Consider the following 15,021-nt stretch of genomic DNA (forward strand, 5'->3'; position numbering starts at 1 on the left):
CATGGCGAAAACAACTCGATGGCGGCGCTTTCTGATATGGAGACTCCGTCACATCAACAACCGGACTTTTATTTTAATACTTAGCGTTTTGGTAGGGATTACTTCCGGCATGACAGCTCTTGTGTTAAAAACGGCTGTATACAGAGGGCGGGAATTTCTTTTGGAGGGTATAAACTGGAGTTATCAAAACTACCTGTTTTTTCTTTATCCTATGATAGGAGTGGGCTTGACCCTGTTTTTTAAGAAGTATATCATCCGCGACTTTGTGAAGCATAATATAAGCTCTCTTTTGCATGCTATATCAAAACGTAACAGTATTGTCAAGTTGCATAAGACTTATTCCTCAGTTATAGGATCGATTATAACGGCAGGTTTTGGTGGAAGTATAGGGCTTGAATCACCCATCATATCTTCGGGAGCCGCGATAGGGTCCAATATGGCTCGAAACTTTCATCTAAATTATAAAGAGGTGACCATCATGTTAGCTTGCGGAGCCTCAGGTGCGATTGCAGCTATTTTTAATACCCCCATTGCAGCTATTGTTTTTGCATTGGAAGTTTTGTTGATTGATTTATCCCGATTTTCCCTAATTCCTCTTTTGATGGCATCGGTTAGTGGGGCGATCACAACCAAGTTATTTCTTGATGAAAGTATTTTAATTGAATTCACGATTACGCACCCTTTTGAGATAAAAGATATCCCATTCTATATTCTCTTAGGTATTTTATCTGGTTTGATATCCGTGTATTTTACCAGAATGTTTCTTTGGATTGAAAGGCGTTTTGGACAGATTCGCTTACTTAAAAATAGAATGCTAATTGGCGGATTGAGTTTAGGTGTGCTTATTTTTTATTTTCCTGCTCTTTACGGTGAGGGTTACAATATGGTTAAGGCTTTAATAGTTGGGAATCTAGAGGAGGTATTTCACTCAAGCCTTTTTGAGAATTATACCCATGTTGGTTATATGGTTGTGATTTTTATTGGGGCTATGGTTTTTCTGAAGGTGATTGCAACATCTATTACAATAGGAGCTGGTGGTATTGGAGGTATTTTTGCACCCTCAGTTTTTACAGGTGCCATGCTTGGTTTTCTTTTTGTGTATATCATCAATCATTTTCAATTGGCAGAGTCACTTTCAGCAAGTAATTTTACTTTGGTTGGTATGGCTAGTGTTCTTGGAGGCGTTTTACATGCTCCGCTAACCGGTATTTTTCTGATTGCGGAGATTACCAGTGGTTATGAATTGATTGTTCCCTTAATGCTGTCGACGACGATCTCTTTTATTACAGTAAAGAGTTTTCAAAAAGAGTCGATAATTACTATACAGCTTGCTCAAAAGGGCGAGTTGATTACACACGATAAGGACCAGGCTGTTCTTCGATTTATGCAGCTGTCAATGGTAATCGAAACAGATCTGTTAAGTATCGATGAAGATGCAAACTTGGGCGACTTGATTCATGTGATATCCAAATCGAAAAGAAATATTTATCCGGTACTTACCGAAGAGGGGTTCTTAATAGGCGTTGTTCTTCTCGATCAGGTTCGGGATATCATGTTTAATAAAGAGATGTATACTACGCCTATCAGTAACTTGATGATTATGCCTCCGGCTTCGATCTCTTTTGAAGATTCAATGGAAACAGTTTTGAGAAAATTTACAGAAACCGGAGTTTGGAATTTACCTGTATTAGATAATGGAAAGTATGTTGGTTTTGTTTCGAAAGCTAAGTTATTTTCTGCTTATCGTAAATTGTTGGTTAAAATTACAGCCCAATAGCTTAGGCACGATACATCACAACTTCTTTCACATCAAGGAATGCTTCCTCAAGTATGGTCATATGTTTAAAGAAAAAGTCATAACATTTTTCCCAGTCTTCTTTATTAAAAATCGAAACATCGGGAAGATGATAGTACATCACACTTACTTCTTTAAAATCTTTGATAAAGTAGTGTTTGTTCCAAACTAATTCTTGTCCGCAGGTTTCATCAATTACTGGTTTGTATTTTTCAAAACTTTCGAATACAGATAATCGGTTAGCATCCAGTTTGCTATCAACCTGAAGCATGACAAAAGCACCCTGTTCATTTAAATCGAATTTGAGCTGAACTTCTTTTATTTGTGTTCCCTTCAGCACCCAGGAAGTCATTTTACGTCCCCTTTTTTTTGAGTAACGCTTAAATCCATCCCAAAATCCAATTTTTATAGCTTTAGCTTCTTCTTTTGTATACATCTTGTCTCCTATTATAAATAAACTAATATAAGCGGTTTCATATTGCTTCAACTTGCTTTATGAACTGCAAAATTACGGATTACTTAAGATTATAGGTCTTGGATAAGGATAAAAAATAATATTATCTTTAGGTTTCAAACATTTAGAATATTAATGTCTCGATATAATATATTAAAATACCTGTGCCCACTTTTACTTTTAGTTTCAGTTAAAAGTATGGCTTATTTTGATCCAGATTCGACTAATATTGATTCGCTTAGGGTGCCTAGTTATATTGAGGGACCTCATGTGAAATACAGTGCGCCCAATCGGGTTGAGGCTTTTTATATCAAACACGATAGTTTGAAAAACAAGACCAAAATTATTAGTAGATTTTTTAAATATAAAAACGATACGGTTCGTTTTAAAGGCTTTGCAGGGACAGATAGAGCAGACTACATTATTCCCCGGGATATAAAACCTCAGTCAGGATTGGTTAAATCTGATGGAAAGATTGCTGTTTTTGGAGATATACATGGGGAGTATGAATCTTTAATAGCGATGTTGCGTTACAATAAAATTATTGACGATTATAACAATTGGATTTGGGGAGATGGACAACTTGTGTTTACAGGAGACGTTTTAGATCGTGGCGATAAGGTTACTGAATGTCTTTGGCTCATTTTCCGACTGGAATTACAAGCTCAAAAATGTGGGGGAGATGTTCATATGCTTTTAGGGAATCACGAAATGATGGCTCTTTTATTTGATAATCGTTATGTCGATGATAAGTACCTTCATGCTGCCCATGCTTACAACTACCAATATTCTCATTTTTTTGGAAAACATACTATCTTAGGTAAATGGTTGAGAGCGCGAAATACTGTAATTCGCATCAATAAGCTTATGTTTGTTCATGCTGGTCTTTCACCTAAATTTATGGAGAGGAAGATGAGTATTCAGAAAATTAATGAGGGAATGCGCTATCACATCAATAATTATACAGAACTCGCAGATACGTCAATGGTAGATTTATTCTTATATTCAGAGAGTCCTTTGTGGTATAGAGGCTATCTTTCCAAAACTGAGCAGTATTCGAGAATAAGCCTGAGTGAGGTGATTCAAACTTTAGATTTTTATAATGCCATTGTCATTATATTTGGACATACGCCCGTTGCAAGGATTTATCCTTTCTATTCATTTAAACTGATTGCAATGGATGTCCCTATTGGCGATCCGAATTATGTCGATCAAGGCCTGTTAATAGATAATCAGATGTATTACCGTATCTTTGCACACAAGGAGAAAGAACGAATAAAATAGATAAACTATGGATCTACTTTTAAACTCACCCGATATACCCACAGAAATACTAGGAGGCAATTTTATTGATTTGGTCTTACGTTTTGGAATTAATCTAATTGCAACCATTTTTGTTATCATCTTTGTATATTTTAAAGCAACAGGTAAACGGTCTTATGTGTTTACCTACATTTTAATTTCTACAACCATATTTTTTCTGTGTTTCCTTTTGGGTAGTATTGATCTGCAATTGGGATTCGCTTTAGGTTTATTCGCCATATTTGGCATTATTCGTTATCGAACCGATACCATTCCAATTAAGGAGATGACCTATCTTTTTTTGGTGATTACCCTTTCTGTCATAAATTCTTTAGCTAGTATAGAGGTTAGTTTAAGTACTGTTTTATTTACGAACCTGATTCTGATGGCAACCACCTGGTTGATGGAAAGAGTCTGGATGAAACGGCATTTGGCACGAAGAAGTTTGATATACGACCGTATGGATTTGATTCATCCGGATAAAAAGCAAGAACTAATTGATGATATTTATGGAAGGACAGGTATTGAGGTCATCAGATTTAAATTGGGACAAATCGACCTGTCGAAGGCCAATGTTCGGTTAACTATTTTCTATAAAGAGGAAAGTACACCCAATGTTCTTTCAGATCCGGAAATGTCTGAGAAGGATTATGAATAAGTTCAATTCCTCTATTTTTCAAGGTATGACAACTTTTATAGTATTGAATCTTCAGACTTAAATTTAATTGTAAGCTCCAGATGAAATTGTTATCTAAAACATTAGTTCCAATCGTATTTTTCCTGTTTTCGTCCTTAGGCTTAAGTGCTCAAAATGAGGAATTGGAAAAACAATATGTTGCACCTAATTTATTTGAATCCGATACATTAATAGAGTTATCTATAACGACAAATCTTAAAGAACTCATAAAGGATACCGGAAAGAATAGCAAATACCATCAGGCACGTTTATCTTATCATCAAGGTGATTCTATTATTAGTATGCCGGTTGATTTAAAAACAAGAGGGCGTTACCGAAAAAATAAGAATATTTGTTCTTTCCCTCCTCTACGCATTAAATTTAACCAAGCGAGTGCCAGCTACACTCTTTTTCACGATCAGGATAAATTAAAAATTGTGGGACATTGTCGCAGCAATAGCCCCCGGTTTCAGCAAATGGTTTTTCAAGAATATCTGATTTATAAGGCTTACCAAATTTTAAGTCCGGAAAGTTTCAGAGTTCGTCTGGCAAGGGTGACTTACAAGGACAGTGCTAATGAGATGAAGCCTATAACCGAATATGTCTTTTTTATTGAAGATTTCGAAAAAATGGCCAAACGGAATGGTAAAATACCAATTTATAATGAACGGATACATCAGGAACACACGATGGTATTTGAGATGACTAGAATGGCTGTCTTTCAATTTATGGTGGGTAATACCGATTGGGGAGTGCCAACACTTCATAATATAAAACTGATTGCAAGTACGCCTACATCCCGGCCTGTGACTATTCCTTATGATTTTGACTGGTCTAGTTTGGTGAATGCACCTTATGCTGTTCCAAATGAAAAATTGGATGTTGATAATATTCACCAAAGGCTATATAGAGGTTATAAGCGAACACCTGAGGAGCTGGAGTTTGTGTTTAAGGAGTTCAGAATGAAGAAGGATTCGATTTATTCGCTTTACCAAAACAATGATTTATTGACTGAAAAAGAAAAAAAACGTGTTATAGATTATTTCGACGAATTTTACAAAATCATTGATGATCCCAAGCAAGTTCAACGGTTCTTTATTGATAATGCTCGTCAGTTGAAATATAAATGATCTGATAATAGTGCTATTTTTATTTCCATCAATTTTTAAAAAGCTTTTCTTTGTACCCTCAAAATTAAGAAGCATTAGATATCGATAAAAATGGGATTACTTTTAGCATTTGATAAAGATAAAATTGAGGCTGGTTGCGACGAAGCTGGTCGTGGTTGTTTAGCCGGACCGGTTGTGGCAGCTGCTGTAATTCTCCCTCCAAAGTTTAAGAATACTGTTCTTGATGATTCAAAGAAATTAAGCGAGAAAAAACGTTACGCCCTCAGAGATATTATTGAAAAGGAAGCCTTAGCCTGGGCTGTAGGAATTGTTAGTCCTGAGGAGATTGATAAGATTAATATTTTAAACGCTTCTTTTTTAGCCATGCACAGAGCTGTTGATCAGCTTGGAGTTAAACCGGAACAACTCTTAATCGATGGGAATCGTTTTAATCCTTATCCCAATACACCGCACCATTGTATTATAAAAGGCGATGGTAAATATCTGGCTATTGCTGCAGCATCTGTTTTAGCAAAAACCTATCGTGATGATCTGATGTTGGAAATGCATAGTGAGTTTCCTGTTTATGATTGGGATAGTAATAAAGGCTATCCTACAAAAAAACACCGATTAGCCATTCGTGAATTTGGCATCACGCCGCACCACCGCAAAACCTTTGGTATACAGCCTGACCAATTATGCCTTGATTTGTAAACAAGTTTAAGGTATAATTAGGGTGTTAATCAGTGTATTATGTTCGATTTATTCAATAAATGAGTTGAATGTGACACTGTATACATCGAGAAAATCTGCAAGTTAATCTAAATTAGCTCAAGGCCTCTGTGCGTAAATATCTGTTATATAACCATTTGTAAATTGTCATATTCTCTGTCTCCCGGCTTTGTTATTTCCAAATTCAGGAATAATATTAACTTTGTGTTCTTTGGTATACTTATAATCAACATTCATTAATAGTGGAGTTACTTACCGATTGAAAGTAAGAACTTCAAAATAGATTTTAAATTAAAACAAAATGAGAAAATTAGCATCATTGGTTTTGGTTTTAAGCCTTTTGTTGAGTTTTAGCCCTGCTAAAGCTGACGAAGGAATGTGGCTTTTATCATTACTTAAGAAACAGAATGTAGCAGAAATGCAGAAAATGGGCTTTAAATTAACTGCCCAGGATATTTATGACATTAACAACAACTGCTTGAAAGATGCGATTGTTGGTTTAGGAAAAGCAGGAAGACCTTTCCGTCATTTCTGTACAGGTGAAATTATCTCTGATCAAGGATTATTCCTAACCAATCATCATTGTGGTTTCCCATCTATTCAATCTCACTCTACGACTGAGCACGACTATCTTGCTGATGGTTTCTGGGCTTACGACAAGAGCGAAGAATTAACAAATGAAGGCCTAACAGCTTCTATCTTGGTTCGTATGGAAGACGTAACTAAGAGAGTTTTGTCGACTGTAAATGATGAGATGACAGAAGATGAGCGTTATGCTGCAATCGACAAAGTTGCTAAAGAAATTGAAACTGAAACTGAGAAAGATTCAGAATACAAGGCTAGCGTTAAAAGCATGTTCGAAGGCAATCAGTATTTTCTGTTTGTTTATGAAATTTATCAGGATGTTCGTTTGGTAGGTGCTCCTCCATCATCAATGGGTAAATTTGGTGGCGATACTGACAACTGGATGTGGCCACGTCATACTGCAGATTTCTCTATGTTCCGTATTTATACCGATGCTAACGGAAAATCAGCTACATACTCTCCTGATAATGTACCATTGAAACCTAAGCATCACTTACCAGTTTCAATTAAAGGAGTTCAGGAAAAAGATTTTGCAATGATTATGGGTTTCCCGGGTACAACAAACCGTTACCTAACTTCTTTTGGTTTAGAGGAAACAATGAAAATTACGAATCAGAATCGTTACGATATCAGAACTGTTAAGTTGAATACACTTAAAGAAGATATGGCAGCAGATCAGAAGATTCGTATTCAGTATGCATCAAAATATGCAGGTTCGGCTAACTATTGGAAATATTCAAACGAGCAGAACAAAGCTTTAAAGAGCTTGAATACAATGGCTGCTAAGAAAGAAATTGAAGCCAATTATTTAGCTTGGGTTAATAAAAAAGACAAAAGAGTTGCCAAATATGGCGATGCTTTAAATATGATCGAAAAAGCTTATGCTGATCGTAAGGAGACTCGTAATGCTCTATCATATCTTGGAGAGGCGCTTTTACAAGGTCCTGAAATGTATATGTTTGCAATTAAATCTACAGGTTTAATGAAGCAATTATCAGCTGAGGAGCAAGATAAAGACGCTATCGCTAAAACTATTGAAGGTCTTAAAGGAGCTGCGACAGCTTTTTATAAGGACTACAATATGTCAACTGACCAGAAGCTAATGGTTGCTCTTTTCGCTAAGTATGCTGAAAATATTGAGTTGGAAAAACGTCCGGAGATCTTTAAGGTTATTGCTGAAGAATATAACAATGATTTTGGAAAATTCGCAGAAGACGTTTATTCAAAATCAGTTTTCGCAACTCAGGAATCCTTTGATAAATTTATCGAGAATCCAACTGCAGAGGCAATTTCTAACGACATGGCTTTCAAAGTAGGAAATTCGATAATTGATACTTATAGAGCGATTGCCGGTGAAATGAGCGAGGGTGCTGAGCAACTTCAGAAAGGTAAGCGTTTATTTGTTGACGGTTTGTTACAAATGAACAAGAAGAAGAATATGGCTCCGGATGCAAACTCTACTTTGCGTTTAACTTATGGTACTGTAGGTGGATATTCTCCTAAGGATGCTGTTTATTACAAACATTTCACAACCCTTAAGGGTGTGATGGAGAAGGAAGATGCTACCAATCCAGAGTTTGTTGTTCCTGCTAAATTGAAAGAATTATATAGCAATAAAGATTTCGGTCAATATGCAGATCAGGATGGAAGACTTCACACTTGCTTCTTGACTAACAGTGATATCACTGGTGGTAATTCGGGTTCTCCTGTAATTAATGGTAATGGTGAATTAATTGGTACTGCTTTTGACGGTAACTCTGAAGCCATGTCAGGTGATATCGATTTTGAAGATAACCTTCAAAGATGTATTAACCTTGATGTTCGTTACACACTTTTCATCATTGAGAAATACGCAGGTGCTAAAAACCTAATCGACGAGATGACGATTGTAAAATAATCTCACTTACGATATTATCAGTTTAAAACTGACTCTACAAAATAAAAGGATGTTCGATTGATCGGACATCCTTTTTTGTTATCTTAATATCCACTAAATTTGGGCAAAATATCATATCTGTATCTCGATTAAATCGCAACTTGAATGGGAAGAAAAATTACCATGTATACCGATGGCGCATGTAGTGGCAATCCGGGCCCCGGAGGCTATGGAACAGTCCTGATATCGGGTAAACATCGCAAAGATTTAGCCGAAGGATACAAATTAACAACCAATAATCGAATGGAGCTTCTTGCAGTTATTGTTGGCTTGGAAGCCCTGAAGGAAGAGGGCTGTGAGGTCACGATTTATTCTGATTCGAAGTATGTTGTGGATGCGGTTGAGAAGAAGTGGGTTTTTGGTTGGGAAAAAAAACGTTTTAAAGACAAGAAGAACCCCGATCTCTGGCTACGCTTTTTAAAAATCTATCGCAAACATCAGGTTAAATTTATTTGGGTGAAGGGGCATGCCAACATCCCCGGTAACGAATTGGCTGATAAACTGGCAGTCATGGCATCTCAAAAACCGAATTTACCTGAAGATGTTGGCTATAAAGCTTAATTGCTAGCATATTAAAATTAGACAGGTAATTGTCAGAGGGTATAAGCAAAGAAGAATAATCATCAATATACCAATATAGCGGTAATAGGCTTTCAGTTCCTGAAAAGCATGTCTCAATACATCCTGATCGTTTTGATTTAAGGCCCTTCGGGTATATCTGGCAAAAAGGTAGAGGTAATTCGATGGGAAATACACCAATATGGCCATTGCTAAAAAGAAGAGAGTGATTGCCAGTCTGGGTAGTTTGTAATTGATATGGCACTCGATGTTGGCAGCCACCAAAGGGAAAACAATGGTATAAAGCAACAAAAAGCCAAACTTGATAAAACCTAAAATGGCCAGGAATTTACCCCATTTTGCGATTTCTCTGAGATAGTCTTTTGATTGCTCATCGATACAAATAGCCTTAAAATCTGTAGTTTCTTTCATAACGAAGGAATTTAACACATCCTTTAAGTTACAAATTTTTGGTGAGAAAAAGAGGGTGTCAAATTAGATGACAAGGAGTTTATGTTTGTCAGATTCAAGTATTTCGACTGCTTGTGCAATGTCCAGCTGAGTAGGTTCTGATAGGTAATGGTATTTTTCTCTGATCCCATGCTTGCGTAATTTGATTAATACTTTCCTGACTTCAGGTGAAAGACTCTGCATAAAACCCGAGATTGTTTCAATTTCCTCTTTGCTGTTATTATAGCCGGGAACAAGCACAAGGCGGAGTTCGCTTAATTTGTTTTTACTATCGAGATATCGAATTGAGTTCAGGATTTTTTCATTGGTATGCCCAGTGATTTTTTTGTGCACATCCGACGAATAGGCCTTGATATCGAGCATAAAACCATCGACCCAATCGAGCACTTGATTCCATCTGTTTTCATCAATATTTCCGTTGGAATCGACTAGAATTGATAAATGATTGAGTTCCGGATGTGTTTTAATCGAAATGAATAATTGCTTTAAGAATTCGCTTTGTAACATCACTTCGCCTCCTGAAACCGTAATTCCCGAGATAAAATCTTTCACTTCCTCAATCTCAGAAATCAGATGCTCAACAGTCATTTTTTTATAGAAAGGGCTGCTGTTTTCAGGGCAATTTTTTAGACAGTTGTCGCAATGCGTACAGGTACTTGCGTTGTGAATGATCTGTTTGTTCGAGGCATCAATTTTTAAACTTTGCGTCGGGCAGTTTTGTACACAAAGCCCGCACAAATTGCACAATCCGATGGTATGCGAATTGTGACAATACAGGCAATTGAGGTTACAGGCCTGAAAGAAAATAACCATTCGGTTTCCGGGACCATCAATCACACTCGATTTGATGATGCCACTAATATTGGCCTGCAGTTCGCTCATGTGAATCGATTCTTTTTGCAATACGTTTGTCGACATCGGCATTGTCCATCGAATTGGCAGCAAACAGAGCGCTCCCATATCTCGAACCTTCTTCTCTAAAATCTTTCAGGTCACTTCGGCGAACCAAATAGCCTGTGATTCGAATAAATTCACTATCCGACAGATTAAAGGTGAACATTCGCATTCCCTTTTTAAAAGCCCCTTTGATGATATCTAAAATGGCAGAAGGGTTTCTTTTGATGGTTTCATCAAAGTGGAATATGTCGCTAATGCCACCATTAAACAGGTGATGATGCGGGGCGACCGTGTTGATGTGTGCGTAAATATCAGGCTCTTCACCGATGGGAATTCTGGCCCCGGCTGTCTCCTCAATATCGATATCAATACCAGACTGTGCATGAAAGAAAGCTTTGCCATTGTTGGCCTCGCAATAGGGCAATGGTCTTGAATCAACCTGCTTCTTCATTTCCTCAAGGATTCGATGTGCCAGTTGATTGGCTTCTTCATGTTTACCATAGCAGTAGTTGTGACCACTAGACGCCATCAATTGATTCACACACTCGGCTAGCCCATAGAAACCAAACATAGCCGAGAAGTTTTCAAGTGATATAATGCCTTCTTGTGCCAGGAAATCATTCTGAAAATAGTTTACTGTTTCAACCAAATACTTAATTCTGGCTTCGATAATATCGAGAGTGATCTGACAATATTTAGGAAGCGTTTCTGAAATGAAAGCTTCAGCATTTCCCTGGTGACTATCCGTAATTTTTTTCAGGTTCAGACGAATCAGCGTATGCGAGCCTCCTCCTTGGGGTAGGGAATTATAACAGCTGACAACACCATAATCAGATTTAAAATCGGCAGCAGTCATTTTGTGGTTGGCAATATGAGGCTTTGCAACTTCAAAAACTGTTTGGGCAGCTTCAATCAGAAGGTCGTCAGACGTTATATCTGTGTCGTATTTTAATGTCAGATTCGGAACCACCTGTTTAAGTTCGCGCTCAATCCTCAATATGGTTCGGGCAATCACATTATCCTCTGGGCCAATGTTGGCATGCACAAAAGCGTCAGGTAGGGTTCTGTCGATATATCGCCAAAAGAGTTTTAATTTTTTGGTGATGGCTTCCTCAGACAGATCGCCTGTGAAGGGAAGGAGTAGCTGATCGATATTCCCCAGATAAACCGAATACCCTGTTATTGAAGGCACATGAGCATAAAGAATGGAAAGAAAATTGATGGCTTCATCCAAATCGGTTGGAGGATCAAGCTCAAGATATTTCACGCCTTTTTTTAAAGCCAGTTTATAATCCGGCAGAATGTAGCGGGGGCGATAAGGGGCTGATCCTTCGAACAGGTCACAAATCACCTTTTCATTTAAAGCTGTCATGGCTTCAGCCGACACCTCAGGATAGCTTTGCGTGCTTTCGGCAATATAGGCCAGGTGGTGTTTTTTCTGTTTGTAATCTAAGCTCCCGTCTGTTAAAATGGTGCGAACTCTATTCTTAATTTCTTCCATAATCTGGTTTTCCTTTCGCTCAATATTCGTCATCAAAAATAGTTAAAAGGCAGCTCTATACGAAAAGCTTTGGATAACTAATTTTCTTGTTATAAGATGCCCTTAAATATGGAGATGCCACAGTCGCACATAAAAACAAATTTTACAGGCTACTATCGTTTTATAGCGGATATGTAAAACTTAGATTGCTATTAATTCGTAATCTATTTTTATTTATTCTTGGGTTCTTGTTAAGAATTAAAAATAAATTATCAGTAATTCAATTTATAATGAATACAACAGGTGTTTGAATATCAATATTTAGAAATATAACCTCAACAATCCTTTTACTACTCATAACAATATCTTAAATTAAAGTATTTGTGCTGTTTATTGTATGAGTTTGTCAGTATATTATCATGACAATTCGTATTTATTTGGATTTTTATCTATAAAGATTTTGTAAATTTAGTATGCCTGTGGATTATTACTGTAATCAAATCCTGAGATATGAAAAAATATGCACCTGTAAATGAGTTAATTCTGTTCGAAATGAAGAAGCAAGGGCTCAATACCATTGATTTAGCCCAAAGATTACACCTGAGTAATTCGTCGACCTATTATCTCTTAAGCCGATCAAGCATTCAAATCGACAGGCTTTGGGAAATATGTGAAGTTTTACAAATTAATTTCTTTCAGATTTTATCGAATCAGTTACAAATTGAGAATTCGGATGGGCGCCCTGTGGATGAGGAAAAGGAAGCCTTAAAAGCTGAAAACAAAACCCTGAAAGAGGTGATCAAGTTGTTGGGCAGCGGTAGTTAGTACATGAAATCAAACCTGCTTCCACTTACAGAGGATACTGCTTTGCCGCATCTCTGATACTATCTTCCACACTGATAAATTTAAAATCCAAAGCCTCCTTAATTTTCTGATTGGAGTAATAGGTGCAGTTGTGCGATGATCGGGCAGTGGCACGTGTTAAGCCCGGTTCTTTAAACAGGAAAATCTTTTTCAAATAAGCCAGTCTCCAGGCAATTCCTGTTAAAAAGGGTGAAGCATATTTGTTTGGCTCCGGTAGGTTCAATGCTTTTGCAATGGTTTTGAAGATGAATTCGTAACTGTAATTATCAGAGTTCAGTAAAAAACGCTGGTTTTTAATATCAGAATCCATAAGCAGAACCATGGCTTTGCTGACATCTCTCACATCGACATAACCCGTTATGCCACGGGTGAAATATTTCAGACCTTTAGCCACGGTTGTGAATAGCTGTGACGATCCTTTGTGCCAATGACCTGGCCCTAATATAATAGAGGGGTTGACTATAACAGCATCCAGTCCTTCTTCGATACCCCGCCAAACCTCAAGTTCTGAATTGAATTTACTCATCGAATAGTCTGAACGTTTATCCTCAGGACTCCAGGGGGTTGTTTCGCATACCATTTCCCCTTTTTCCTCGGGGGTACCCAGTGCTGCAACCGAACTAACAAAGCAGAGTTTTTGAATCTTATGATCCAAACAGGTATTAACGAGATTGCGCGTCCCTTCTACATTAATTCGTTTTATTTTCGCCTTGTCAGCTTTTTTGAATGAGACAATAGCGGCACAATGATAGACTTTTGTAACCCCTTCAAAGGCATCTTCCAAAGACTCGATGTCCAGCATATCGCCATCTACCCATTCAATCTTATCAAAGAGTTCGTCAGCAGAATCAGAATAGTAGGAGAAGCACTCACGCACGTGCTGCAAAGAGCTGTTTGCTCTTTTTAGGGCACGAATGTTTTCGCCTTTTTTTGCCAAATCGAAAAGTAAATGTGAACCGACCAAACCGGTACCGCCAGTAACTAGAATCATCTTGTAAAATTAATGAGAAAACGAGAGTAGAGTTAATGAGCCGAAATGAACTCACTAACTCAAAATTCATTCACTATTTAGGCCAAATCATTTTAATGCTTTGTTTCATGTTTGGACTCACACTTAGTGGAACCGGGCTGGTTCCGGCAACTGATTCGATGATTTTCTTTTCTTCGTCAGTATAAGCTTTGTCAGGGAAAATAAATTCCGCAACCACTTCATCAACACGACGAGGATCAGCTGCCATTATTTTGGTGATGTTTAGCTCTGTTCCAACAATGTCGATATTGTTATCGCGAGCCACAATGCCCATGATGGTCATAATGCACGATCCGAATGAGGTTGCCATCAAATCGGTTGGCGAAAAAGCTTCGCCTTTGCCCTGATTGTCAACGGGCGCATCGGTGTAAATTTTATTTCCCGATTGCAAGTGAATATTTTCAGTTCTTAGATCGCCTAAGTAGGTTGTTTTTACTGTTGTCATATTGATTAAAATTAATAGTTGTCAAATCTTATAATTATCCACAAATATAGTCTGTCCACGAATTTCTCAAATTAACACAAATTTTATAGAATAATTTGAATTTGAGAGAATCTGTGAAATTTGTGGATTTTAATTCTAAAAGTAGATAATTACGAACGACATAAATTATCACAAATCTATTTTATAGAATGACTCGTTTGTATTGCAAGCTCTTTGATCCAAAATTAATAAGTAAACCGATCTTCATATCTGTGGCTTTTAAATAATTTAAAAGTTGTGCGTAGTGTGAGTCTTCCAATGTTTTAACTGCTTTAAGTTCTATGATTATTTCACCATAACAGATAAAGTCAGCAATATATTTCTTTTTAAGTTTTTGTCCACGATAACTTACATCAATTTCGACTTCTCTTTTGAAAGGAAGAGATTCTCGATCAAATTCAATTTCCAGAGCTTCTTGATATATTGCTTCAAGAAAGCCAGGTCCCAATTCCGAGTGAACATACATGCAGCAACCAATAATCTCATAACATTCATCTTTATAAATGTAGTTTTTATTTAGTTCCATAATTTGGGTTAATTTGAGAAATTTGTGGACATCAAAACTTTAGGGTTTATTAACGAATCCAAAGCTAAATATATTTATTAATTTCGGATTATAAGTATTTTTCGCTTTGAGCTTAAAATTTG

General features: G+C 37.1%; 15 protein-coding genes. 8 read left to right on the forward strand and 7 right to left on the reverse strand.

The features are described from left to right. Position 1 precedes the first annotated feature (1 nt). Positions 2-1,777 (forward strand): chloride channel protein, encoded by a 1,776-nt coding sequence (locus EO244_RS11045; protein WP_129254733.1) that lies wholly within the window; start codon positions 2-4, stop codon positions 1,775-1,777. A gap of 1 nt (position 1,778) precedes the next feature. On the opposite strand, the gene EO244_RS11050 is transcribed toward EO244_RS11045, so the two are convergent. After that, the gene (locus EO244_RS11050) at positions 1,779-2,231 is read right to left on the reverse strand and encodes a DUF4268 domain-containing protein (RefSeq protein ID WP_129254734.1); all 453 of its coding nucleotides are present in this window, start codon (positions 2,229-2,231) and stop codon (positions 1,779-1,781) included. Positions 2,232-2,447: 216 nt separating this feature from the next. Here EO244_RS11050 and EO244_RS11055 point away from each other — a divergent pair, with 216 nt between their 5' ends. The 6 genes from EO244_RS11055 to rnhA all read left to right on the forward strand — a co-directional run bounded on the left by EO244_RS11055 (position 2,448) and on the right by rnhA (position 9,150). After that, on the forward strand, positions 2,448-3,533 hold the full coding sequence (locus tag EO244_RS11055) for a metallophosphoesterase (protein WP_164977474.1): 1,086 nt from the start codon (positions 2,448-2,450) through the stop codon (positions 3,531-3,533). Between the two features lie 7 nt (positions 3,534-3,540). Next, a complete protein-coding gene (locus EO244_RS11060; RefSeq protein WP_129254736.1) occupies positions 3,541-4,209 on the forward strand; it encodes a DUF4956 domain-containing protein in 669 nt (222 codons plus the stop codon). A gap of 80 nt (positions 4,210-4,289) precedes the next feature. Further along, on the forward strand, positions 4,290-5,357 hold the full coding sequence (locus EO244_RS11065) for a hypothetical protein (protein WP_129254737.1): 1,068 nt from the start codon (positions 4,290-4,292) through the stop codon (positions 5,355-5,357). A gap of 90 nt (positions 5,358-5,447) precedes the next feature. After that, a complete protein-coding gene (locus EO244_RS11070) occupies positions 5,448-6,050 on the forward strand; it encodes a ribonuclease HII (RefSeq protein WP_129254738.1) in 603 nt (200 codons plus the stop codon). Between the two features lie 319 nt (positions 6,051-6,369). Beyond that, positions 6,370-8,550, forward strand: a complete 2,181-nt coding sequence (locus EO244_RS11075; RefSeq protein WP_129254739.1) for a S46 family peptidase — start codon at positions 6,370-6,372, stop codon at positions 8,548-8,550. Between the two features lie 144 nt (positions 8,551-8,694). Further along, complete coding sequence (gene rnhA / locus EO244_RS11080; RefSeq protein ID WP_129254740.1) at positions 8,695-9,150, forward strand: ribonuclease HI; 456 nt, start codon at positions 8,695-8,697, stop codon at positions 9,148-9,150. Positions 9,151-9,153: 3 nt separating this feature from the next. Here rnhA and EO244_RS11085 read toward each other — a convergent pair whose 3' ends face one another. The 3 genes from EO244_RS11085 to EO244_RS11095 all read right to left on the reverse strand — a co-directional run bounded on the left by EO244_RS11085 (position 9,154) and on the right by EO244_RS11095 (position 12,049). Next, entirely contained in the window at positions 9,154-9,579 is a 426-nt protein-coding gene (locus EO244_RS11085; RefSeq protein ID WP_129254741.1) for a hypothetical protein, read from the reverse strand. A gap of 63 nt (positions 9,580-9,642) precedes the next feature. Continuing rightward, positions 9,643-10,500, reverse strand: a complete 858-nt coding sequence (locus EO244_RS11090; RefSeq protein WP_164977475.1) for a YjjW family glycine radical enzyme activase — start codon at positions 10,498-10,500, stop codon at positions 9,643-9,645. Beyond that, positions 10,475-12,049: a YjjI family glycine radical enzyme gene (locus EO244_RS11095; RefSeq protein WP_206734543.1), complete on the reverse strand. Its 1,575-nt coding sequence runs from the start codon at positions 12,047-12,049 to the stop codon at positions 10,475-10,477. Before EO244_RS11095 ends, EO244_RS11090 begins: the two co-directional genes overlap by 26 nt. Before the next feature lie 456 nt (positions 12,050-12,505). On the opposite strand from EO244_RS11095, the gene EO244_RS11100 reads away from it, so the two are divergent. Then, a complete protein-coding gene (locus EO244_RS11100) occupies positions 12,506-12,820 on the forward strand; it encodes a helix-turn-helix domain-containing protein (protein WP_129254743.1) in 315 nt (104 codons plus the stop codon). 25 nt (positions 12,821-12,845) lie between these two features. Here EO244_RS11100 and EO244_RS11105 read toward each other — a convergent pair whose 3' ends face one another. From EO244_RS11105 to EO244_RS11115, 3 genes are all read right to left on the reverse strand, one after another. Beyond that, positions 12,846-13,850: an NAD-dependent epimerase/dehydratase family protein gene (locus tag EO244_RS11105; protein ID WP_129254744.1), complete on the reverse strand. Its 1,005-nt coding sequence runs from the start codon at positions 13,848-13,850 to the stop codon at positions 12,846-12,848. A 73-nt stretch (positions 13,851-13,923) separates the two neighbouring features. Continuing rightward, positions 13,924-14,334 carry an OsmC family protein gene (locus EO244_RS11110; RefSeq protein ID WP_129254745.1) on the reverse strand — a complete coding sequence of 137 codons (411 nt, stop codon included), beginning with the start codon at positions 14,332-14,334 and terminating at the stop codon, positions 13,924-13,926. 181 nt (positions 14,335-14,515) lie between these two features. Continuing rightward, the gene (locus EO244_RS11115) at positions 14,516-14,899 is read right to left on the reverse strand and encodes a GxxExxY protein (protein ID WP_129254746.1); all 384 of its coding nucleotides are present in this window, start codon (positions 14,897-14,899) and stop codon (positions 14,516-14,518) included. Positions 14,900-15,021: the final 122 nt, after the last annotated feature.

It is taken from the genome of Ancylomarina salipaludis (genome assembly GCF_004122035.1).
GTDB classification, from domain to species: domain Bacteria; phylum Bacteroidota; class Bacteroidia; order Bacteroidales; family Marinifilaceae; genus Ancylomarina; species Ancylomarina salipaludis.